Here is a 21,695-nt window from a genome sequence, read left to right as displayed (position 1 = left end):
TGTTATCGAGCGAGATGTGGACTCATCACGCGACCCAGCGCAGCCAGCAGGGTGTCGAGGATCAGAGCAAACAGGGCGGTGGTCGCCGCGCCGAGGATCAGTGTCGGGAAGTCGTTGAGGTAGATACCGGGAAAAATCAGTTCGCCGTAGCTGCTGGCACCAATCAGGAAGGCCAGCGGGGCGGTACCCACGTTGATGGCGGTGGCAATGCGGATCCCGGAGAGCATTACCGGCCAGGCGTTGGGAAGTTCGACCTGGCGCAGACGCTGCCATTTCGTCATCCCAATGCCATTAGCCGCTTCCAGTAACGACGCCGGAACCGAGCACAGTCCGGCATAGGTGTTTCGCACTATCGGCAGCAGCGAGGCGAGGAACAGGGCGATAATCGCAGGCGTATCACCGATACCAATCACCACCATTGCCAGCGCCAGAACGGCCAGTGGCGGCAGGGTATTACCGACGTTAAAGATCTGCATCACGTATTCAGCGACACCGCGTGCTGACGGGCGGCTCAACAAAATGCCGCTGGGAATACCTATCAGCAGGGCAAAGAACATGGAGGAGAATACCAGGATTAAATGCTGTTGCCCGAGGTAAATCAGGTCAACCTGACGCGCCTTAATTGTATCCAGCCCAATTCCCCAGGTGAGGAGGGCAACGACCACAATAATGGCGCCGACAAAAAGCAGCGAACGTTTGAGTAATGGGTGCATTGCGATGTGTCTCCCTGTGCGCATGCGTTATAGCAACCACGGGTTGCCTGTTGTTATGCCATGTTTCGGCAGGGGTAGTTGACCTATAGCAAGCGTTTGGGATGGGTTCCAGCGAAGGGGGAAAATCAGTAACCCTATGAAATTAGTGACAACCTTAGGTTAAGCCTTATGGAGCAAGGGCTGGCTGTGGGGCAGACAGAATTGTCCTAAAGCGTAATTTAAAATGTGACAGTGTCACATGGCGGGAGCGTCTCCTCACGCCTGTGACCCTCATTATCGGCTGAAGGCGGCGCGAACCCGGCGAACGCGCACTGAGGTGCTGATGATGGAAAAGGCGGCGACAACGACGAGCATCACCCCAAGCGCCAGCATGGCGTTAAACCCAATCCACCTGAACAGGAGCAGCCCGGCGATACCGCCGGTAATAAACGAGAAAATGGTGGTTAAGTGGGTTTTGAGCTGACTTTTTTGCGCTTCCGTATCTTTGGAATAATCCCGGCGGAGCATCGCCACCAGGACCGAGGCCAGAGATATTCCCGCGTCCGTCAGCGTGCCGGTAATATGGGTTGATCTTACCCGACCGCCGGAAAGCTGGGTCGATGTTGAATTATGAATCCCCATCAGACCACAAAGAAAGATAATAATTTCACGGTTAGTCGTGAGGGCATGGAAATACATCTCGTAACAGGAAACGCCGGTCAGTAATAATCCCTCGACCAACAGTATCTGGCAAAAAACCAGCCTGATATTATGGATAATCCCCCATAACACGATGATACGGGCCATGATTGCGCCGGCAACAAAAGACAGAATAATGGCGCCAAAGAACAAAATATCATTCAGATCGGTAGAGGAAACTTCGCTGGATAATTGGGAGGTATTGCCGGTCATATGGGAGGGAAAAAAGCCAAATGCCCCGAGGGCGATGGCGTTGAGCAAGCCTGCAGAGGTCGCCAGCCAGAGTGCGAGCAGGCGATCCTCCTGATGCGTTCGTTCTTTTTTGAGTTTAATCAGCAAGAATACCTCCGGGTTGAGCTTTGCCTGACTATTCAGGCTAGCAAAGCGGTGCAAGGGGCTGTCCAGGATATTGCTTAATTATTAATCCTGATAACGGCATTCAGGGTTTTGTAATTAAATAAAATATCCTTGCTGAATGTGTGTGGGCTGAAAAACTTACACCATACCGTTATTCCCGTGACGTAAAAATGCCGGTCGCTGATTAAGCCGTTCGAACCAGGCGTTAATTGCCGGCACATCAGGCTTATCAAATGGCGTCATTTTCCAGCGGTTCACCGAAAGACCAAGTACCACGTCTGCAAGGGTAAACACCTCGCCCGCCGTATAGGCTGCAGTGCGTTGCAACTGCTCCTCCAGAATAGCGATGCAGTGGTTCCACGCTTTAATTCCGGCGGCAATACGCTCCGGGTCGTTATAGTCCGGGTTATTGCGTCCCAGTGCCGGAAAGACATACCGCCAGGCATTGTTAAATTCGCTTGCCTGCCAGTCCATCCAGCGTTCGACGTTGGCGCAGGCCTGCGGTTCCGTTGGCAGGAGATCCTCACGGCCGGCTTTACGTGCCAGATAACGGCAGATTGCGTTAGATTCCCAGAGGACGAACTCGTCATCGAGCAGCACGGGAACCATGGCGTTGGGATTCAGGGCGCGGAACGCAGCGGTTTGCGTGGAGGCAAAACCGCTGCCGTAGTCTTCCTGGTGATACTCGATACCCGCTTCTTCGCAGGTCCAGAGCACTTTACGTACGTTGATCGAGGTTGTCTTGCCCAGGATGCTTAACATGATGCCGGTGTCCTTTTAGAGATGCAGTGTTTAAAAACTCTACACCGGTTCTGGCGAACGGGTGGAGAAATCTGGAAACGATACCGCAGGCAAGGAAACGAAACGCTTAGTCAGTGGTGACAACGAACATTTTTGCCTGCTGTGCCAGCTGGCGTTCAGCTTTGATCGGGGCATATTTTTCCGAATGATAAAACGCCAGCGCCTGCTGCAGTGAAGGGAACTCAAAAATGCCAGCAAAGGGTAGCGGTTCTTCATCGCCTTCAAGGCGTTCGACAACAGGACCAAAATGCAGAATTTTGCCGCCGGCCTCTTCAAGTGCCAGTCTGAAGCGAGGTGCAAGATTGGCCTGCCGTGCAGGGTCGATAACACGTAAATTGATATGGATAAATGCGGGCATCATGATACCTTGAATAGCGTTAATAGTGTATATACACTATTTTATCTCACCGTATCTGTCGAGCGTAAAGTATGAACACTGTTGATCTGGCGTTACTAAAAACCATCCCCGAAACCTGTCCGGCGTATCAGGCACGTGCAACCGCACGGGCTATTACGCGTTATTACAACGCCTGCTTCAGACCTTATGAATTGACGGCAGAACAGTTCAGCCTGCTGGTGGGGATCGGCGGTGGCGTAAATGAAACGGTGGCAGGGCTTGCATCAAAGGCCGGGGTGGATGCAACCACACTGAGCCGAAACATACGGATTATGGAGTCCCGTGGGGTTATTGAATCAACGGGGGGGCGCGGACGCCGTGGAAAACAACTTAGCCTGACCGCGCAGGGGTGGGCGCTTCTGACATCCGTGATCCCCGTATGGCAGTCCGCAAGAGAGGAATTGTCACGTAAAATGGGAAGTGAACAGCTCAGCCTGACGACGACGATGATGAAAGACCTGGCAAAAACCAGCACATCATGTTGAGCCTTTCCTGCTGTCGCAGACACGTATTGTGGGCAACGCCGTCAGCACCACGCGTCATCCCAAAGAGCACCAGCACGGTGCACTCAACTCGCCGTGTCTCACCAAAACGGTGAAACAGCCTGCACAGGCAGACTTAACAGTTTAATAATTAACATAAAAAATTCTGGCATATCCCTTGCAACGCTTAACACTGAAGGGCAGCACACCACAATTTGAAAAATAGCTGGCTAGGGTTCCGGTTCACTGCGGTGAATGGCTGGTCCAAGAGCTGGCGACCTCTGAGAGGTTACACGGCGGGACAAAAGCCCGGGAGACAGCAGCACCTGAAGGTGTCGCGCTGCCCCCTAATTTTGTGCCACTCAGAGGTCAAGCATGAAGAAAACGCCATTATTCCGCACCCTGGTACTCTCCCTGGCGATGCTGGTCAGTCTCCCCACCTTTGCTGCGGTGAAGAAAGAGTTCAACGTCTGCTGGACCATCTACGCCGGCTGGATGCCCTGGGGCACCCTCAGCACTAGCAAAATCATCGATAAATGGGCCGATAAATACGGCATCAAAATCAACGTTGTTCAGCTCAACGACTATATCGAATCCATCAACCAGTACACTGCGGGCCAGTTTGACGGCTGCACCATGACCAATATGGATGCGCTGACCATACCGGCCGCGGGCGGCGTTGATACCACGGCGCTGATCCTCGGCAGCTATTCAGAAGGCAACGACGGCGTGGTGATGAAGGGCGAGGGCAAAACGCTCAACGACCTGAAAGGGATGAAAGTCTATCTGCCTGAGCTCTCTGTTTCCCACTATCTGCTGGTGCGCGGCCTGGAAAAAGCCGGCCTGGCCGAAAAAGACGTCACCGTGGTAAACACGTCTGACGCGGACATCGTCTCCGCCTTTGGCACGGCAAATGTGCAGGCGGCGGTAGCCTGGAACCCTCAGCTGTCGGTCATCAAAGGCACGCCAAAAACGACTGAAGTGTTCAGCTCCTCTCAGGTACCGGGTGAGCTTATCGACATGATGGTGGTCAACAGCGAAACCCTGAAAGACAACCCGGCGCTTGGCAAAGCATTGACCGGCGCATGGTACGAGATGATGGGGCTGATGAAAGCGCAGGATGCCACCGTGCTCAACGCAATGGCCGCCGCCTCCGGTACCGATCTGGCCGGTTATCAGGCGCAGCTGAAAACAACCCACCTGTTCTATACCCCGCAGGACAATATTGCCTTTTTAACGTCGCCGGAGCTGGCGAAAACCATGCAGCGCGTGGCCACGTTTTCGTTCGATAAAGGGCTGCTGGGCGATGGGGCGCAAAGCGCGGATTTCATCGGCATGCGCTTCCCGGGCAATGTCACCCAGGGCGATGCCAGCAACGTGAAGCTGCGCTTTGACGACAGCTTCGTGAAAATGGCCGCTGCCGGCACGCTGTAATAACGGACGGAACATCCATGCGACAAATTAATCGCCATCCCACGCCCGGCATGCGGCTGATGCTCGTGATGCTGCCTTTCGTCCTGCTGCTGGCCGCATACTTTTTCGGTTCCGCGGTCAGGCTGGAGGCTAACCCGCAGGATAAGCTGCTGCCTGGCCTGCAGCAGATGCTGGACGCGCTATCACGCATGGCGTTTACCCCGGATAAACGCAGTGGTGACTATCTGTTCTGGGTGGACACGCTGATGAGCCTTGCCCGTCTGCTGACGGGGCTGGTCATCGCCTCAATCATCGGCCTCTGTGTTGGTGTCACCGCCGGTGTTTTCCCACTGTGGCGCGCGTCGCTCTCGCCGCTGATGACGGTGCTGTCGATGATCCCGCCGCTGGCGATCCTGCCAGTGCTATTTATCGTTTTCGGGCTGGATGAACTGTCGAAAGTGATGCTGATTGTCATCGGCATCACTCCGATGCTGGCGCGCGATCTGGAGCATCGCGCGTGCGAAATCCCACCGGAGATTCTGATCAAAGCCCAGACGCTGGGTGCCAACAGCTGGACGCTGGTGTTGCGCGTGGTACTTCCGCAGCTGTTATCGCGGCTGCTGACCTCGCTGCGTCTGCTGCTGGGGTCGGCATGGTTGTTTCTCATTTCGGCGGAGGCCATCTCCTCAACCGCCGGGCTGGGCTATCGCATTTTCCTCGTGCGCCGCTATATGGCGATGGATGTGATCATTCCGTACGTCCTGTGGATCACGCTGCTGGCCTGGCTGATGGATCTGGCCCTGCGCCAGTTACATAAAACCTGGTTTCCCTGGGCGGAAGGAGGGAAGGCATGAGCTTTATCACCATCAACAATATCTGGCAGGAGTACGGCGACCACGTGGTGCTGGAGCGCCTCAATCTGCAGGTGAAAGAGGGCGAGTTCTGCTCAATGGTGGGGGCCTCTGGCTGCGGAAAATCCACGTTTTTGCGCCTGCTGCTCGGTCAGGAAGCGCCCAGCCGAGGGTCCATTACGCTCGACGGTAAACCGTTGCGCGCCGAGCCGGACAGCAGCCGGGGCGTGGTGTTTCAGCGCTACTCCGTTTTCCCGCATCTCAGCGTGCTGGATAACGTCACCATAGGGCTCGAACTGCCGCAAGCGCCGCTGTTCGGGCGCCTGTTTGGGGCAAAGAAACGCGCGGCGCGTGAGCGGGCCACCGGGATGCTGGAAAAAGTCGGTCTCGGGCATGCGATGCACAAATACCCGGCCCAGCTTTCCGGCGGTATGCAGCAACGTTTAGCCATTGCGCAGGCCTTCATTATGCAGCCGCGCGTGTTGCTGCTGGATGAGCCGTTTGGCGCCCTGGACCCGGGTATCCGTAAAGATATGCACGCCTTGTTGCTTCAGCTGTGGGGGGAGACCCGCATGACCGTCTTTATGGTCACCCACGATCTTTCGGAAGGCTTTAACCTCGGCACCCGCTTACTGGTGTTCGACAAAGTGCGCCTCGACCCGCAGGCGCCCAACGCCTTTGGTGCCCGTATTACCTACGACATTCCGCTCAACGAGACGCGGCTCTCCGCGCTGAGTGGAACGGCTCCCGATAACGTTTATGCATTAAGGGGTTAACACCGTGAATACCATGACCATGTTACGTGAAGAGATCCTGCCCGGCGGCGGTCACCTCTCGTTTGTGCTTAAGCGCGGGCAGATCCTGCGTATGACCGACATTGAAGGTGGAGCAAACGTCAGCCTGCTGATGCTGAATCCGCACGAGAAAAGTGAACGTCTGAACCTGCCCGACACCCTGAAAGGCCAGCACACCGCGCGTCTGACCGCCGGACACTGCTTTTACTCCGACATGGGACGCGTGCTGGCAGGCATCACCGCAGATACCTGCGGCTGGCATGACCCGTTTGGCGGCGTACTGAACGCCGCCGAGGTGACTGAAAAGTATGGCCAGGGACGCTATCAGGAACTGCGTAACGGGTTTTACCGAAACGGAACGGACAACCTGCTGGTGGAGATGGGTAAGTGGGATCTCAACCTCGAAGATCTGCTGATGGTGGTCAACTTCTTCAGCAAAGTCACCGTCGATGACCGCGGTCAGTTCACCTTCCACGGCGGTTATTCGCAGCCGGGCAGTTACGTGGAGCTGTACGCCCCCATGGACACGCTTGTGGTGATGACCGCGCTGCAGCATCCGATGGATCCGTCCCGGGAATATGCCCCACGACCGGTCGCGCTGAGCTGGCGACAGGCTGAGGATGAAGAGGGGGCCGTTAACGCACTTCTGACGCGCCCGGAAAACGAACGCGCCATGACCAATACCCGGATTTTCGCCCTGTAAGGAGCAGTAAAATGACCATGATCTCTGAAAAGCATGTGCAAGACGCGGTATTTCGCCACGTGATCCCGGCAGGTGAACCGTACCTGTTCGAGGTGAAACAAGGGCAGACGTTGCGCCTGCTCGACCTGGAAGGTAACCAGGCGGTCGACACGCTGTTCTACAATGCCGATAACCCGCGTGAACGTTACGATGCACAGCGCACATTGCGCCGTCAGAACAACGCCTATCTCACGCGTGGCAGCGTCCTGTACTCCAGCCTCGGTAACCCCCTGCTGACCATTATCGACGATACCTGCGGGCGTCACGATACCCTCGGCGGGGCCTGCGCCCAGGAGAGCAACACTGTGCGATACGCCCTCGATAAACGCCATATGCACAGCTGCCGCGATAACTTCCTCTGCGCCTGTCTGCACGATGGACGTCTGCAAAAACGCGACATCACGGCCAACATCAATTTCTTTATGAACGTGCCGGTGACGCCAGAGGGGGGGCTGACGTTTGAAGATGGCATCTCCGCGCCGGGGAAATACGTCGACCTGCGCGCCGAGTGCAACGTCATTGTCTTGATCTCCAACTGTCCACAGCTGAATAACCCCTGCAACGGCTGGAACCCAACGCCTGCTGAGGTGCTGGTATGGAACTGACGCCCACCCGCTGGCAGCGACTGCGCCAGGCGCTGTACCGCCTGTTTGAAGTCCGTGCCGGACGCATTCTGCCGTAACCGCTTTTTCCCCATGGACGACCATGGGTGAGCCGATTTTCGGCGGGACGACCCGCCACGATTGAGTCTGACCTATGTTGACGACACTCCTGATTGCGAACCGCGGGGCGATAGCCTGCCGCATTTTACGCACCCTGCGCACCATGAAAATTCGTGGTGTGGCAGTCTATTCCGAGGCGGATATCAGCAGCCTGCATATTCGCGAGGCCGATGAAGCGCTGAGTCTGGGCGATGGCCCGGCGGCGAACACCTATCTGGATAGCACGAAGATCATCGCCGCCGCGAAAGCCAGCGGCGCACAGGCCATTCATCCGGGCTACGGTTTTCTCTCGGAAAACGCCGCGTTCGCCGAAGCGTGTGACGCCGCGGGGATTGCCTTTGTGGGCCCCACGCCGGAACAGTTGCGTCTGTTTGGGCTAAAACATACCGCTCGCGCGCTGGCGAAAACGCACGGTGTTCCGATGCTGGAGGGCACCGACCTGCTGGCCGATGTTAACCAGGCCGTCAACGCTGCCGCCGGGGTGGGATATCCGGTGATGCTGAAAAGCACAGCGGGAGGCGGCGGCATCGGTATGCGCGTCTGCTATGACGCAGAAGAGCTGCGTGACGCGTTCGATGCGGTAGTGCGTCTGGGGAAAAATAACTTCAGCGACGCGGGTGTCTTTATCGAAAAGTACATTGAGCGGGCGCGTCATCTGGAAGTACAGCTGTTTGGCGACGGCAAGGGCGAGGTGATTGCCCTCGGCGTGCGCGACTGCTCTGTGCAGCGGCGTAACCAGAAAGTGCTGGAGGAGACGCCCGCGCCAAACCTGCCGGCGGGCATGGCGCAGGCACTGTGCGAGGCGGCGATAACGCTGGGTAAAGCGGTCAACTACCGCAGCGCGGGCACCGTTGAATTCGTCTATGACAGCGACGCCGCCCGCTTTTACTTCCTTGAGGTGAATACCCGTTTGCAGGTGGAGCACGGCGTGACCGAACAGGTGTGGGGTGTGGATCTGGTGCGCTGGATGATCGAACTTGCCGCCGGAACGTTGCCGCCACTGGCGACACTGCGTGACACCCTGAAACCGAAGGGGCATGCCATTCAGGCCAGGATCTATGCCGAGAACCCGGGCCGCCAGTTCCAGCCTTCACCGGGACTGCTCACCGACGTGGCTTTCCCGCCCGATGACCGCGTTACGCTACGCATCGACAGTTGGGTTGAGGCCGGATGCGAAGTCCCGCCGTTTTTTGACCCCATGTTAGCCAAAATGATCGCCTGGCAGCCGACACGCGAAGCCGCCATCGGCGTGCTGCATTCCGCGCTGGGGGAGACCCGTCTTTATGGCGTTGAAACCAACCGCAGTTATCTGCAGCAGATCCTGACCTTCGCGCCGTTTGCCGCAGGTGAGCCCTGGACCCGCTGTGTTGAGCACCTGATGTACCAGGCGTCCACGCTGGAGGTGCTCAGCGCCGGTACGCAGACCACGGTACAGGATTACCCGGGACGCACAGGCTACTGGGCGGTTGGCGTTCCGCCATCCGGGCCAATGGACAGCCTGGCGCTGCGTCTGGGTAACCGTCTGCTGGGCAATAAAGACGATGCCGCCGCGCTTGAGATCACCCTCAGCGGCCCGACGCTGAAATTCAACTGCGATGCGCAGCTGGTGGTGACGGGCGCTGAAATTGCGCTCACGCTGGACGGTGAACCGCTGGCCAATAATCACGTTTTTCGCGTCCGTGCGGGCATGACGCTGCGTATGGGAGAGATCCGCGGTGAGGGCGTGCGCAGCTATCTTTGCCTGCGCGGCGGGTTTAACGTGCCGGAATATCTTGGCAGTAAAAGCACCTTCACGCTGGGGCAGTTCGGGGGGCACGCCGGACGGGCGCTCCGCACAGGTGACATTTTGCACCTGGCGCCGTTAACCGAGCCAGTAGCGGACGCGCCGCTGCCGCAGGCGCTGCACACGAGGCTGGACGCGGTGCGCGAACTGCGGGTGATTTACGGCCCGCACGGTGCGCCGGAGTATTTCACGCCGGATTACATCGCGACGTTTTTCGCCACCGAATGGGAAGTGCATTTCAACTCCAGCCGGACGGGGGTACGCCTGATTGGCCCGAAACCGGAATGGGTTCGCGACAGCGGCGGCGAGGCGGGCCTGCATCCGTCGAACATTCATGACAATCCGTATGCCATCGGCGCGGTGGATTTTACCGGCGATATGCCGGTGATCCTCGGCCCGGATGGCCCAAGCCTGGGCGGGTTTGTCTGTCCGGTCACCATCATCGAGGCCGATCTGCACGCGGTAGGGCAACTGAAGGCGGGAGATTACGTTCGCTTTGTGCCGGTGGATATTGCCACCGCGCGACGGCTGGCGCAGGCGCAGGAGCGCCAAATCGCCAGTCTGACCCCGCAACCTGTCACGTGGCAACCTGCCGGGCTGGACTCACCGATTGTGCTGACGCAGGGGACGGCCGATAAACGTCTGGTGGCGAGAGTGTCGGGTGATACCCATCTGCTGCTGGAGATTGGCGAGCCTGAGCTGGATCTGGTGCTGCGTTTTCGCGGCCACGCGCTGATGCAGGCGCTGGAGGACCGGGCGCTGAAAGGCGTTATCGATCTCACGCCGGGGATCCGCTCCCTGCAAATTCATTATCAGCCGGAAACGCTGCGCCTGGATAGCCTGCTGGAGGTGATCGCCGGGCTGTGGCAGGGCGTTTGTGACCAGGACTCGCTGGACGTGCCATCGCGCATCGTCTGGCTGCCGCTCTCCTGGGACGATCCGGCGTGTCAGAAAGCCATCGACAAATACATGACCACCGTGCGCCGCGATGCGCCGTGGTGCCCGAGTAACCTGGAGTTTATCCGTCGCATAAACGATCTGGCTAACATTGATGAAGTGTATAAAACGGTGTTCGACGCCCGTTATCTGGTGATGGGGCTGGGGGATGTCTACCTCGGCGCGCCGGTGGCCACGCCGCTCGACCCGCGACACCGTCTGGTGACCACCAAATACAACCCGGCGCGCACCTGGACGGCGGAGAACTCGGTGGGCATTGGTGGGGCATACCTCTGCATCTACGGTATGGAAGGGCCGGGCGGGTATCAGTTTGTAGGGCGAACCCTGCAGATGTGGAATCGCTATCGCACGGTAGAGGATTTCGGCGGCAAGCCCTGGCTGCTGCGTTTCTTCGATCAAATTCGTTTTTATCCGGTCTCAGCCGGGGAGTTGCAAACCATCCGCCGGGATTTCCCGCTGGGGCGTTATCCGCTGCGTATTGAACACACCACGCTGAAACTGGCGGAGTATCAGCAGTTTCTGGCTGACGAAGCACCTGAGATTGAGGCATTCCGTGCGCATCAGCAGGCGGCGTTTAATGCCGAGCGTGAGCGCTGGATAGCGGGCGGGCAGGCGCATTTTGACAGCAGCGACGAAACGACGGATGACGGTGACGACGCGCCGTTACGGTCGGGAGAATCCGGTGTTGAAAGCCCGGTTGCCGGCAACCTGTGGCAGGTGAACGTTGTGGTCGGCAACACCGTGCGCGAAGGCGATGTGCTGGTGGTGCTGGAGTCGATGAAAATGGAAATCCCGTTAGTTGCCACTCAGGACGGCGTGGTCAGTCAGGTCCGTGTCCAGCCGGGGTCGTCGGTGCGGGCGGGCCAGTGCGTGGTCGTTCTGGAGAAAACAGCATGAAGCCTCTTTATGATTTACGTCTCTCTGTGCTGGCAGAGGCATACCGTGAAGGCCAGATCGCCCCGCGTGAGGTGATAACGGCATTACGCGAGCGCGCGCTGGCGCTGAACCCGTCATTTAACGCTTTTATTTATCTGCTCACCCCTGAAGAGCTGGAGCCGTACCTTGCCGCGCTGGAGGGCGTAGCGCCGGACGCGCTGCCGCTGTTCGGCGTGCCCTTTGCCATCAAAGACAATATCAATCTGGCGGGTATCGACACCACCGCCGCCTGTCCGGCATTTGCGTATCGGGCAGAACAGGATGCAACGATAGTTTCGCAGCTGATTGCGCTGGGGGCGATTCCTCTGGGGAAAACTAACCTAGATCAGTTCGCTACCGGCTTAAACGGTACGCGTTCGCCGTATGGCCCATGTCGTAACAGCGTTCATCCGGATTACCCGTCCGGTGGATCCAGCGCGGGGTCGTCGCTGGCGGTCGCCCTGGGTCTGGCGAGCTTCGCACTGGGAACGGACACGGCCGGCAGCGGGCGCGTACCGGCCTCGCTGAATAATCTGGTCGGCCTCAAAGCAACCAAAGGACTCATCTCCACGGCAGGGGTTGTGCCTGCCTGCCGCACGCTGGACTGCGTCACGTTTTTCACCACGACGGCAGCAGAGGCCAGCCAGCTGCTGGCACTCACGGCGAGACTGGATCCGCGTGACGAATACAGCCGGTCCAACCCGGCGTGGAACGGCCCGCAGGCTTTTGGTGTCCCTGCTGCGGGCTTTCGCTTTGGCGTGCCGGAGACGCTGGAGTTTCTCGGCTGTGCAGAAAGCGAGGCACTGTATCACCGCGCAAAGACGAGGCTTATCGCGCTGGGGGGCGTGCCCGTGACTCTCGACTTTGCACCGTTTCTGGCGGCCGCGAAACTGCTCTATGACGGCCCGTGGGTCGCCGAGCGTTATCACCTCGCGGGTGCGCTGATTGAACGCCAGCCCGACGCGGTGCTGCCGGTTATCCGTGATGTCCTGCAAAACGCGCCTGCAGCCACTGCGGTGGCGGCGTTTGACGCGCAGTACAAACTCCAGCGGTATAAAGCCGAGTGCGATGCCATGATGGCCGACCTGGATTGCGTATTAATCCCGACGTATCCCCGCCCGGTGAGTCTGGCTGAGCTGGCCGATGAACCGGTTAAAAGCAACTCGGCGCTGGGCATCTATACCAACTTTATGAACCTGCTCGACTATGCCGCCGTAGCGGTTCCGGTCGGTGAAATGAACAATGGGCTGCCATCCGGCGTCACGCTGTTTGGCCGCGCGTTTACCGATCAGTATCTGCTCAGTCTGGCCGATGCGTTACAACGTCACACAAAATTAACGTTACCGGGCAATCGTGCCATGCTGGACGACGCGCCGACCTGCACCGCAACCCATGACCGCCTGCGGATAGTGGTCTGCGGTGCGCATATGGACGGTCTGGCGCTCAATGTTCAGTTACGTGAGCGCGGAGCACGCCTTGTAGACGCGACCACCAGCGCACCTTATTACCGTCTGTATGCGCTGGCGGACGGTAAACGTGCCGGAATGGTTCGGGTGGCAGACCAGGGGGCCGGGATTGCGGTCGAAGTCTGGGAGCTACCGCACAGCGAAGTGGGGTCGTTTCTCGCCGGGATCCCCGCACCTCTGGGGCTGGGAAAAATCGAGCTGCAGGACGGACGGTGGTTGACCGGGTTTATCTGCGAGGCGTATGGCCTGGAGGGGGCACGGGATATCACGGAATTTGGTGGCTGGAGAGCCTGGCTTGCCCGGAAACAGTGAGCAAGCCAGGTGCTGGCGTTAGCGGTAGAGCGTTTTTTCCGCGACCGGAATAATTAACGTGTCCTGCCAGTCCGCGAGCGTCAGCTGTGCGAGTTTGCCCAGTGCGGTGTAGAACGGGTGCCCGGCGTTTTCAACAAACACGGACAGGAAGCGGGTACTCCACGGCAGCAGGTGCCACGCCAGAAGCTGGTCGCGTTCAGCGTCGCGGCCATTTTCTGCCAGCCACGCGGCCAGTAACAGCAGGGTACCGATGTGATCTTCCGGTTCGTTCTGCTTCATCTCGAAGGCAATGTTGTTTTCACGCATCCACTGGCGCAGCGCGAGGGTGGAGTCGCCGAAGAGCACGGATTCCCGATCCAGCCAGACGGAACCCCATGGCGGTGACGGCAGGGCGTAAGGGCCAATAAACAGACGTTGCCAGGCATCTTTCAACGCTTCATCTGATGGCGTTTTGAACGCATCTGCAACGGGCTGCAGCGTTTCCGGCGCCAGCGGCCAGTCCTGAATCCAGTCGCCTGCGGTGAGTGCCTGCACCAGCGGCGCAGTCTGCTCGCTATCCGGAGCAAAATAAAACAGCGCGCCCAGTACCCGGGCGCTGAACGCGAACGAATCACGCTGTGAGACTTCTTTCATGACTACCTTCCTTGCTCGCGCGGAGTAGCCCGCGCGACTGTGTTAACCCGCAATCGCCATACCTGCGGTCATGTGCAGACCATAGAAAAGACCACGGCCAATCAGTTCACCCACGACGACCAGTATCACGCCTGCAAAAAGAGCGAGGGCTTTAGGCTCCTGCCGACGCATCAGCGGGCACAACCAGCAGCCGAGTCCGGCGGCAAGCAGTACGATACGCCAGATTTGCAGTGCGCCATAGTCAGGCAGCAGGGCACTCGCCTGTTGAACGGAACTGTGGATTGTCGCCAGGTCATTGCTCTGCAGCACGATGACCGCCACACAGGCCAGGAGTGCCAGCACGCTGACAGAGGCCGCGAATGTGCTTTTAAATGTCGTGTTTGCCACGCGCAGCAACAGGGCTGCAAACAGCGGCCCTCCCAATACCAGCGTCAGGAAAAAGGCCAGCGTGGTGTAACCCGTGTACCAGGTCGGTACGGTATCAATTTGATAAACCCGGGTCATCGCCCAGACAAAGACAACGCCCAGGATCTGGCTAACGACCAACCAGATTTTACCCAGTGCCGGGGGCATTTTACCGATAACGGATACCAGCCACCAGAAACCGCCAACGGCAAAGAAAACGGATCCCGCGGCAATTTCGTTACTGAGCGCCGAAGCACCCACGCGGTTGAGCGAGTTAAAGGCCCGGAGCGGGGAGCCAAGGTGCAGCACGGACGCCAAAAATCCGATGCCCATTACCAGCCACAGATAGAACATACTGCGGACAAGGCGTGTTTTCACCGCGTCGTCTTTTTCAGTAAGCCAGACGAGCCCCATAACGATCAATGCCCCGGCGACGCACTGTCCGAAGACGGTGAAGATCACCAGCGGCCATTCATGCCATCCACTTCCCATCTCACACCTCCTTCGGGTTTGCCAGGTAGCCGGTGGTATCCCCTGTCGGGCGACTGTTGGCGTTAGGTTTAATCACGATGCTTGGCTTCGTGAAGTGCGCGGACGGCAGCGGCGCGACGGCCGCCAGCTGACCATGTTTTTTACGCAACTCGTCGATAGGACCGAAATCCAGCGCGCGCAGTGGGCAGGACTCCACGCAGATCGGCTTTTTGCCGTCTGCCACACGAGTGTGGCAGCCGTCGCACTTGGTCATATGCCCTTTGGCGGCGTTGTACTGCGGGGCACCGTACGGACAGGCCATGTGGCAGTAGCGACAGCCGATGCAGACATCTTCATCCACCACCACGAACCCGTCGTCACGCTTGTGCATCGCTCCGCTCGGGCAGACCTTGGTGCAGGCCGGGTCTTCGCAGTGGTTGCAGGCAATCGACAGGTAGTAGGCAAACACGTTCTGGTGCCAGACACCGTTGTCTTCCTGCCAGTCACCGCCCGCGTATTCGTAAATACGACGGAAGCTGACGTCCGGGGTTAAATCTTTGTAATCCTTGCAGGCGAGCTCGCAGGTTTTGCACCCGGTGCAGCGGCTGGAATCAATAAAAAATCCATACTGAGTGGTCATCACTTACTCCTTACGCCTTCTCGATCTGCACCAGATTGGTATGCTGCGGGTTACCTTTGGCCAGCGGTGACGGGCGGTGCGTGGTCAGGGTGTTGATGCATGAACCGTGGTCGATACGATCGCCGTTCATATTGGCGTCATGCCAGGCTCCCTGGCCCATCGCGCTCACGCCGGGCATGATGCGCGGTGTGACTTTCGCTTCGATGCGTACCTCGCCGCGATCGTTAAACACGCGCACCGTATCGCCATTTTTGATGCCGCGTTGCGCCGCGTCCACGGGGTTAAGCCAGACCTCCTGACGGCAGGCGGCTTTCAGCACGTCGACATTGCCGTAGCTGGAGTGGGTGCGGGCTTTGAAGTGGAAGCCGAAGAGCTGCAGCGGGAATTTATGGCGTTCCGGGGCGTCCCAGCCGTCGAAGGTCGAGGCGTAGACCGGCAGCGGGCTGATGGTTTCGTCGTCGGCGAGCTCCCAGGTAGCCGCAATCTCTGCCAGCTTGCTGGAGTAAATTTCAATCTTGCCCGAGGGGGTGTTGAGCGGATGAGCCTGCGGATCATCGCGGAATTTTTTATAGGCCACGAAGTGCCCGGCCGGATCTTTACGCTTATAAATACCCCTCTCTTTCAGTTCGTTATAGGACGGCAACTGCGGATCTTTGTCGAGCATTTTGGCATACAGATACTGCAGCCACTGCGCCTGGGTACGTCCTTCGGTAAATCGCTGATGAATATCCGGGCCGAGGCGTTTCGCCACTTCACTCATGATCCAGTAGATCGGTTTGCGCTCAAATTTCGGCGCGGTCACGGGCTGAAGGAAAATCAGGTAGCCCATGTTGCCTGCATAATCGTTAGGAATAATGTCTTCCTGCTCAACGGTCATTAAATCGGGTAGCAGGATGTCAGCATATTTCGCCGACGAGGTCATAAAGTTGTCGATCACCACGATGGTTTCGCATTTACTCTCGTCCTGCAGAATATCGTGGGTTTTGTTGATGTCGGAATGCTGGTTGATGATGGTGTTGCCAGCGTAGTTCCAGATGAACTCCATTGCCAGACGGATGGATGGACTTGAAGTAGTTGACTCAATGCTACTTAAGGTCCTGATATGACTGACATTAATCATGATAACACTGTATATCCATCCAGTTATTTCTCTGGGTCTCCCTATCTGTATCAGCAAGTCTACACCTCAAGTCCTGACACAAGGCTGACACAAATCAATCTACTCGGCGTAGCTAAGCCTCAGTTAGTCCGTAGAGCCAATGGTCGATATACTATCCGCTTCAGACTCAAGGGACAGACCACACCGTTTCTTTCAGTATCGACCCGCAGCACAGACAGGAGAGTAGCCAAAATGCGTCAGAGAGAGCTTGCAGCCACAGCTAAGGCCTTCATGTTGGATAGACCTGAAGTCTCGCTACAGGAGCTTACGGACCACCTCCGGTCTATGGCTGAGCAGTTCCTGACAGACGCTAGTGATGACTACTGGAATGGACTTGAGGTCGCTACTCTGGTGGACGAGAAGTCGAACCTGAAGGAGCTAGCAGCTACGCAGGCTCTGAGTCTGGACCAGCAGAAGGGCATAAGGTTAGCGCTTGAAGTCCTGACCGCAGCACAGCAGAGGGTAGACACTGGTGATACCTCTGGCCTGATTGATATTGTGATGAATAACCCTACGGATTACTCAACTATATGCGACTCTATGGCAATTCTGAGTAACGAGCAGGGAGTCAGCCCAGAAGTATTCACGCAGGAGCGCCAACCTGAGGTCGCTATCTGTAGTTTTTCTGAGCTTGTGTCCTCACTGCTGGCTGAGAAGGTCCAGACCCTGAAGTCCTCCAGCTACAAGGACCTCTCGTCCTCACTAAATACTGTCTCCCGGTTCCTGCCTGAAGACATGGACCTGATGTCTCGCTCTGAGTGGCTGGCTGTCAGGGACGCTATGCTGGCTTCTGAGGTGAGACCATCGACAATCAACAAGCTGCTGACCAAAGCGAAGATGTGTCTCGATTATGGCCTGATGAATGGGCAACTTGAGGGCCGCAACCCTATTGAACGGATGAAGCTGACCAAGGATATCGACTCCAAGCGTAGAGCATTCACTGACGAGGAGCTGGAGAGACTTCTTGTCCGGGTAGAGGCTGAGTATCAGTTCACACGACATACCGCTCACACGACCTCTGAGGCTCGCAGGTGGGCGACTCTGGTCTCTGTGGTCACTGGTGCTCGGTCTGCTGAGGTCTGCCACCTGACTAAACGTGACATTGTAACCTTGGACAATGGACTGGTCTGTATCGACATTAATGAAGATGGGGACGGGAAGTCCGTAAAGAACAAGCATTCAGTCCGACTTGTACCGCTGACCGATGGCGCTTATGGGTTTGACCTGACGTCCTTCCTGTCGTGGGTAGACGCTCAGCCTGATGATGGTCCTCTCTTCGGGATGACACCGAGCGCCTACTCTAACTGGTTTAACTCAAGGGTCCTGACTGAGGCCCTGCCAGACGCTGATAACGTCTCGCTTCATAGTCTGAGGCATTGGCTGGCGACCCGTATGAAAGAGCGTGGAGTCAATCTGGTGGACGCTCAAGGCATCTTAGGTCATAGCTCGCAGTCAATCACTTACGACCTGTACGGGAAGGGACACGCGGTAGGACGTCTGGCTGATGCGCTGGCTGTAGCGTTGTCGACCCCGTAGTCCTTGAGTGGGCGGTAAGCGATGGGTCGTTAAGGTGGGCGACCCTTAGTCCCTAGCGGTAAGCTCACTTTTCAGCTTTTCATTTTCTGCTGATAACCGCCAGTTGTTCCATTCCAGCTTTTCTATTCTTTTTGTCTGGGACCATATATGCCCAAGTAACGCTAGCAGGATGACACCCAGCCCAATTATTGTCGCCATGTTGAACTCGCTTAGTGTTTGAAATAAAAGTCATCTTAGGTCTCTCTACATGATTTATATGCTTTTGTCAAGGGAATCTATAAGGAGGGGCTTAACTATCACAGTAGGATGGATTACATCCTCACTATCAGGAGATTAACGTTAGCTGCTCGCCAGCTCACAGCCTCGCCTCTGGTCCTTTGCGGAGCGTCCATGCGGGAAGTCTTCCACACTTAATCTAATCACATCGTTAACCTTTCCACGGAGGGACATCACATGTCTAAACGCTACGAGTCCGACACTTTCCGCACTCGCCTGTACGACTATCTAACTTTCGACTCAACCATACCGGAGCTACTCCGAGTTAAGAAACCTTACGGCAAATCCAGGCGTGCAACCGGAGAGCCTGTGAGTTTCGCTGTAAGTGAGCAAGGCTACGCCAATGTGAATGTACTGGGTAAGACCTATCGTCGCTCCAGAGTCATCTACAGCCTGTGTAAAGGCCGCATCCCTGACGGGTACGTGGTAGACCACATCGACGGTAATCGTCTCAATGACCATCCTGACAACCTACGGGTCTGCACGTATCAGGAGAACCGATGGAACGCAGATAGTCACGGCGGTAAGCGTCAGAACTATTTGCCTAAGGGCATTAGCTACTACGCCAAAGCTGACCAATATCGGGCTATGCTTCGTCTTAGCGGTCGACACTACACGCGGTTGTCGCCTTCAGTCTCCGACCTGATTCTCTTCCTTCAGGAGCTGCGTCAAGAACATCACAAGGAGTTTGCTTTTGATGGTTGGACCGAGTGGACGGAGAAGGACCAGAAGGCTGCGGACATCAAGTACCAGACTGGACCTGTCCTCGGTAAGGTATTGACTGGCGGTAAGCCAGCTCACGTCCGACTAAACCGCGCTACTGGTCAAATGTACAGGCAAACAGCCGATGGTAAGCGACATTCGGTAGCTGAGTCTGACCTTATTCAACTGTGAGTCATTAGGCTGAGAGCGGCGCCTGCTCTGGCCTGTAATAAACTCTCACTAGTAGGAAGAACGGGCAGACACTGAGACCAGACCAACCAGCGATGGGGGGTAGGGGGGCAGACCAATAGATGCCGACTTAAGGTTAGACTTAAGTTAAGACCTAAGGAGGCAGACTGAAGTTAGTACCTTAGGCTCATCCAAAGTCATTATTATGATTGTGGTAACACAATTCCTATTACTACCTACAGTCCAGACTTCAAGCATCGGGACCCTGTATACATTGGGTCGTTGCTTGCGGTTGGGTATGTATGTATGACCAGTGGTAGGGCTTAACTATCACTGTTAGAAAGATTACACCCTCACTATCGGGAGACCATACATTCCGCCTCTGGTCTTGATGCGTCAAGTTATGCGGAAGCTCTCCCGACATTAAGTCTTTCTCCTAAGTAAGCAAGGCCAGCAGTCCGCCTCTGTCAGACCTCCTGTATCGACCTCCAGCTCGTTAGCGTTCTTTAGTCGTCTCATTGGCTTAAGTCTATCACCGCTCACCATCTGGAGTCCTTACAGCTCGTCCTGACATGCGGCCTGCAACCTTCGTCTCTATGGTCGAAGAACTTAACGCGCTCAAAACTGAGCAGTCCTCAAAAGAGGAAAATTTCCTTTTATTAGCCGCTATGGTCATCTCTGGTTTTCACACGACCTCATCAATCCTCAAGTCTTTCTGTATGTCTCCTGTTGCCTGTGAGTCTCCCTATCGTTGGGGGCTTGAGTAGGCTTTCAGGGTGTGACTTCAGGAGACATAACAAAAGGAGTACAACGATATGTCAAAGCTTAACGCTAACCACATCATCTACATCGATGGTCAACCATTCAAAGCGAATGAGGACGGGATGTGGAACCTGACCGAAATCTGGAAGACCCTGGAGCTGCATCGCGGGAAGTCTCCCTCCGAGTGGAGGACCAAAGACGCTAAGCGTTTCTCTACCGTCCCGCAAAAAATGCGGTCCGCTCGTAATGAGCTGGGTCATGATTATATTCTGGCTGACAAGCAAGTGACCATGAAGTATGCCGGATGGGTCTCTCATGATTTCGAGGACATGGTCTACGCTGCCTTTGAAGCTGTTCTGGCAATGCCTGAAGTCCAGACCGTTGTCGTTAACAAGATGGTTGAGCTGGGCTATCACGCCGAAGCTGAGCTACTGGAGCGACACTCTAACGCTGACCGAGACTACGCCCATCACCAGATGTCTACCCTGTTTAGCAAAGCGGACGGACGCAAGCCTGAGCGACTGTATAAGGCTGTTAAAGCTGGTCACATGACCAAAGGTATGGCGCTGAGTCTCATCCCTACAGGGAGCGTCTGGGCGTCCCGAGTGGAGGGACTCTAAGATGATTGACCCTCGTACACCTATCGGCAAAGCGACCCTTCGTTACCGTGGTCTGCCTACACGTCATCTGCTGTCCCTGCTGAGACTTGGAGTCGAAGACCCCGAACGCCCGTACTACAGTCGAGACGAGCTGATAGCTATGTTGGTGGACCGTGATTTAGACAATCAGTTACGCCGAGCCTTTGCGAAGTCTAGCGCAGCTAGTGAACTGGAGTCTTGAACCTTATGGGGCAGAAAAACCGCCGCATAAACCTATCGTCTGCTGACCGAAGTTTCGACGCATTGAGCCAGACGGAAAAGTTTTCCTGCTGGTAAACCACCTTAATTTAAACACCTTTTGAGAATGACCGATGCGGGGAGACCCGTAGGCATAACTGTGTCTGCGATACCGATAGTTCTCACCTTCTCAATAGGAGTACTACCTTATGTTATTCAACAACAACGACTGGAAACTATCAGTCACCGACATCAATCCCTATGAAAATACTGTGAGTCTGGACGGTCAGTCCTATCCGCTGTCTCTGGCGATTAAGACCCTGATTCCGGGCTACCTGTCAGGCTTACCGTCCACCAGCCGCGAGGCGATGGAGTTACTGGAAGCTCTGGCTGAAGCTGGCGTGACCATTGGTAACTTCTTCAGTAATGACCTGATGACCGCCTATGGTCGCCGCCAGCAGAACAAGCGAGTCGAAGCCGAGCGTATTGCTAAAGAGCAGCGCATTCAGGCTGAGCGTATGCGTGAAGAGAACATGACTGATGCAGAGTGGCAGAAAGAGCTACAGCGCCGTGAACAGGTCAAAGCTGAACGCCGGACCTATGGTGAGCACCTCCGCAGTGCTACCCATTCCGCTGGGCGCTCCCGTGCTTCTATGGTCGCTGACATTGAGTCCACGGACAACTGGATGGACAGCCTCTAAGA

Annotated in this window: 20 protein-coding genes, 1 pseudogene and 1 riboswitch; of the genes and pseudogenes, 13 read left to right on the top strand and 8 right to left on the bottom strand. The window is 56.6% G+C overall.

Annotation, left to right across the window (positions count from 1 at the left end; genetic code table 11):
• Positions 1-2: 2 nt before the first annotated feature.
• From osmY to HV157_RS02900, 4 genes are all read right to left on the bottom strand, one after another.
• Positions 3-713 carry an osmoprotectant ABC transporter permease OsmY gene (gene osmY, locus HV157_RS02915; protein WP_182268526.1) on the bottom strand — a complete coding sequence of 237 codons (711 nt, stop codon included), beginning with the start codon at positions 711-713 and terminating at the stop codon, positions 3-5.
• Between the two features lie 273 nt (positions 714-986).
• Entirely contained in the window at positions 987-1,730 is a 744-nt protein-coding gene (locus HV157_RS02910; protein WP_182268527.1) for a YoaK family protein, read from the bottom strand.
• 156 nt (positions 1,731-1,886) lie between these two features.
• The gene (locus HV157_RS02905; RefSeq protein WP_014169864.1) at positions 1,887-2,510 is read right to left on the bottom strand and encodes a glutathione S-transferase; all 624 of its coding nucleotides are present in this window, start codon (positions 2,508-2,510) and stop codon (positions 1,887-1,889) included.
• Between the two features lie 106 nt (positions 2,511-2,616).
• A complete protein-coding gene (locus HV157_RS02900; protein WP_025204316.1) occupies positions 2,617-2,907 on the bottom strand; it encodes a DUF1330 domain-containing protein in 291 nt (96 codons plus the stop codon).
• A 71-nt stretch (positions 2,908-2,978) separates the two neighbouring features.
• On the opposite strand from HV157_RS02900, the gene HV157_RS02895 reads away from it, so the two are divergent.
• The 8 genes from HV157_RS02895 (at position 2,979) to atzF (ending at position 13,383) form a co-directional block, all read left to right on the top strand.
• Entirely contained in the window at positions 2,979-3,431 is a 453-nt protein-coding gene (locus HV157_RS02895; protein WP_106504010.1) for a MarR family winged helix-turn-helix transcriptional regulator, read from the top strand.
• Positions 3,432-3,647: 216 nt separating this feature from the next.
• Positions 3,648-3,746, top strand: a riboswitch (guanidine-I (ykkC/yxkD leader).
• Between the two features lie 57 nt (positions 3,747-3,803).
• Positions 3,804-4,862 (top strand): putative urea ABC transporter substrate-binding protein, encoded by a 1,059-nt coding sequence (locus tag HV157_RS02890; protein WP_014169868.1) that lies wholly within the window; start codon positions 3,804-3,806, stop codon positions 4,860-4,862.
• A gap of 17 nt (positions 4,863-4,879) precedes the next feature.
• Complete coding sequence (locus tag HV157_RS02885) at positions 4,880-5,695, top strand: ABC transporter permease subunit (protein WP_182268528.1); 816 nt, start codon at positions 4,880-4,882, stop codon at positions 5,693-5,695.
• Positions 5,692-6,468 carry an ABC transporter ATP-binding protein gene (locus HV157_RS02880; protein ID WP_014169870.1) on the top strand — a complete coding sequence of 259 codons (777 nt, stop codon included), beginning with the start codon at positions 5,692-5,694 and terminating at the stop codon, positions 6,466-6,468. The genes HV157_RS02885 and HV157_RS02880 overlap by 4 nt, the downstream gene beginning before the upstream one ends.
• A 13-nt stretch (positions 6,469-6,481) precedes the next feature.
• Positions 6,482-7,189, top strand: a complete 708-nt coding sequence (locus HV157_RS02875) for an urea amidolyase associated protein UAAP1 (protein WP_182268663.1) — start codon at positions 6,482-6,484, stop codon at positions 7,187-7,189.
• Positions 7,190-7,200: 11 nt separating this feature from the next.
• Positions 7,201-7,833: an urea amidolyase associated protein UAAP2 gene (locus HV157_RS02870; protein WP_025204312.1), complete on the top strand. Its 633-nt coding sequence runs from the start codon at positions 7,201-7,203 to the stop codon at positions 7,831-7,833.
• Positions 7,834-7,984: 151 nt separating this feature from the next.
• On the top strand, positions 7,985-11,587 hold the full coding sequence (gene uca, locus HV157_RS02865) for an urea carboxylase (protein ID WP_182268529.1): 3,603 nt from the start codon (positions 7,985-7,987) through the stop codon (positions 11,585-11,587).
• Positions 11,584-13,383, top strand: coding sequence for an allophanate hydrolase (gene atzF, locus HV157_RS02860; RefSeq protein WP_182268530.1), 1,800 nt, complete (start codon positions 11,584-11,586; stop codon positions 13,381-13,383). Before uca ends, atzF begins: the two co-directional genes overlap by 4 nt.
• Positions 13,384-13,401: 18 nt before the next feature.
• Here the strand turns inward: atzF and dmsD are convergent, their stop codons facing one another.
• The 4 genes and pseudogenes from dmsD to HV157_RS02840 form a co-directional block, all read right to left on the bottom strand.
• Complete coding sequence (gene dmsD, locus HV157_RS02855) at positions 13,402-14,016, bottom strand: Tat proofreading chaperone DmsD (protein ID WP_020884270.1); 615 nt, start codon at positions 14,014-14,016, stop codon at positions 13,402-13,404.
• A gap of 42 nt (positions 14,017-14,058) precedes the next feature.
• Positions 14,059-14,913, bottom strand: coding sequence for a dimethyl sulfoxide reductase anchor subunit family protein (locus tag HV157_RS02850; protein WP_182268531.1), 855 nt, complete (start codon positions 14,911-14,913; stop codon positions 14,059-14,061).
• Position 14,914: 1 nt separating this feature from the next.
• Complete coding sequence (locus HV157_RS02845; RefSeq protein WP_014169373.1) at positions 14,915-15,532, bottom strand: DMSO/selenate family reductase complex B subunit; 618 nt, start codon at positions 15,530-15,532, stop codon at positions 14,915-14,917.
• A 10-nt stretch (positions 15,533-15,542) separates the two neighbouring features.
• Positions 15,543-16,577, bottom strand: a pseudogene (locus HV157_RS02840) (molybdopterin dinucleotide binding domain-containing protein); the annotation flags it as partial.
• 57 nt (positions 16,578-16,634) lie between these two features.
• Between HV157_RS02840 and HV157_RS02835 the strand changes: the two are divergent.
• The 5 genes from HV157_RS02835 to HV157_RS02820 all read left to right on the top strand — a co-directional run bounded on the left by HV157_RS02835 (position 16,635) and on the right by HV157_RS02820 (position 21,693).
• On the top strand, positions 16,635-18,227 hold the full coding sequence (locus HV157_RS02835) for a site-specific integrase (protein ID WP_182378395.1): 1,593 nt from the start codon (positions 16,635-16,637) through the stop codon (positions 18,225-18,227).
• 453 nt (positions 18,228-18,680) lie between these two features.
• The gene (locus HV157_RS02830) at positions 18,681-19,397 is read left to right on the top strand and encodes an HNH endonuclease (protein WP_052686864.1); all 717 of its coding nucleotides are present in this window, start codon (positions 18,681-18,683) and stop codon (positions 19,395-19,397) included.
• Between the two features lie 812 nt (positions 19,398-20,209).
• Positions 20,210-20,776, top strand: coding sequence for a hypothetical protein (locus HV157_RS02825; protein WP_079934165.1), 567 nt, complete (start codon positions 20,210-20,212; stop codon positions 20,774-20,776).
• A 1-nt stretch (position 20,777) separates the two neighbouring features.
• A complete protein-coding gene (locus HV157_RS26210) occupies positions 20,778-20,996 on the top strand; it encodes a hypothetical protein (protein ID WP_024184170.1) in 219 nt (72 codons plus the stop codon).
• Positions 20,997-21,201: 205 nt separating this feature from the next.
• A complete protein-coding gene (locus tag HV157_RS02820) occupies positions 21,202-21,693 on the top strand; it encodes a hypothetical protein (RefSeq protein WP_182268534.1) in 492 nt (163 codons plus the stop codon).
• Positions 21,694-21,695 lie beyond the last annotated feature (2 nt).

This window comes from Enterobacter sp. RHBSTW-00318, from assembly GCF_014101375.1.
In the GTDB taxonomy this organism is placed as follows: Bacteria; Pseudomonadota; Gammaproteobacteria; order Enterobacterales; family Enterobacteriaceae; genus Enterobacter; species Enterobacter ludwigii.
The sequence above is the reverse complement of the archived record's forward strand: the minus strand, read 5'-3'. Positions and strand labels throughout refer to the sequence as shown.

Bases quoted from the DNA above. Each gene is read 5' to 3' on its own strand.
- HV157_RS02870 (WP_025204312.1), top strand. From the start codon at position 7,201: ATGACCATGATCTCTGAAAAGCATGTGCAAGACGCGGTATTTCGCCAC.
- osmY (WP_182268526.1), bottom strand. From the start codon at position 713: ATGCACCCATTACTCAAACGTTCGCTGCTTTTTGTCGGCGCCATTATT.
- HV157_RS02835 (WP_182378395.1), top strand. From the start codon at position 16,635: ATGACTGACATTAATCATGATAACACTGTATATCCATCCAGTTATTTC.
- HV157_RS02885 (WP_182268528.1), top strand. From the start codon at position 4,880: ATGCGACAAATTAATCGCCATCCCACGCCCGGCATGCGGCTGATGCTC.
- atzF (WP_182268530.1), top strand. From the start codon at position 11,584: ATGAAGCCTCTTTATGATTTACGTCTCTCTGTGCTGGCAGAGGCATAC.
- HV157_RS02825 (WP_079934165.1), top strand. From the start codon at position 20,210: ATGTCAAAGCTTAACGCTAACCACATCATCTACATCGATGGTCAACCA.
- HV157_RS02830 (WP_052686864.1), top strand. From the start codon at position 18,681: ATGTCTAAACGCTACGAGTCCGACACTTTCCGCACTCGCCTGTACGAC.
- HV157_RS02875 (WP_182268663.1), top strand. From the start codon at position 6,482: ATGACCATGTTACGTGAAGAGATCCTGCCCGGCGGCGGTCACCTCTCG.
- HV157_RS02900 (WP_025204316.1), bottom strand. From the start codon at position 2,907: ATGCCCGCATTTATCCATATCAATTTACGTGTTATCGACCCTGCACGG.
- HV157_RS26210 (WP_024184170.1), top strand. From the start codon at position 20,778: ATGATTGACCCTCGTACACCTATCGGCAAAGCGACCCTTCGTTACCGT.
- HV157_RS02905 (WP_014169864.1), bottom strand. From the start codon at position 2,510: ATGTTAAGCATCCTGGGCAAGACAACCTCGATCAACGTACGTAAAGTG.
- HV157_RS02880 (WP_014169870.1), top strand. From the start codon at position 5,692: ATGAGCTTTATCACCATCAACAATATCTGGCAGGAGTACGGCGACCAC.
- HV157_RS02895 (WP_106504010.1), top strand. From the start codon at position 2,979: ATGAACACTGTTGATCTGGCGTTACTAAAAACCATCCCCGAAACCTGT.
- HV157_RS02850 (WP_182268531.1), bottom strand. From the start codon at position 14,913: ATGGGAAGTGGATGGCATGAATGGCCGCTGGTGATCTTCACCGTCTTC.
- HV157_RS02890 (WP_014169868.1), top strand. From the start codon at position 3,804: ATGAAGAAAACGCCATTATTCCGCACCCTGGTACTCTCCCTGGCGATG.
- HV157_RS02820 (WP_182268534.1), top strand. From the start codon at position 21,202: ATGTTATTCAACAACAACGACTGGAAACTATCAGTCACCGACATCAAT.
- dmsD (WP_020884270.1), bottom strand. From the start codon at position 14,016: ATGAAAGAAGTCTCACAGCGTGATTCGTTCGCGTTCAGCGCCCGGGTA.
- uca (WP_182268529.1), top strand. From the start codon at position 7,985: ATGTTGACGACACTCCTGATTGCGAACCGCGGGGCGATAGCCTGCCGC.
- HV157_RS02845 (WP_014169373.1), bottom strand. From the start codon at position 15,532: ATGACCACTCAGTATGGATTTTTTATTGATTCCAGCCGCTGCACCGGG.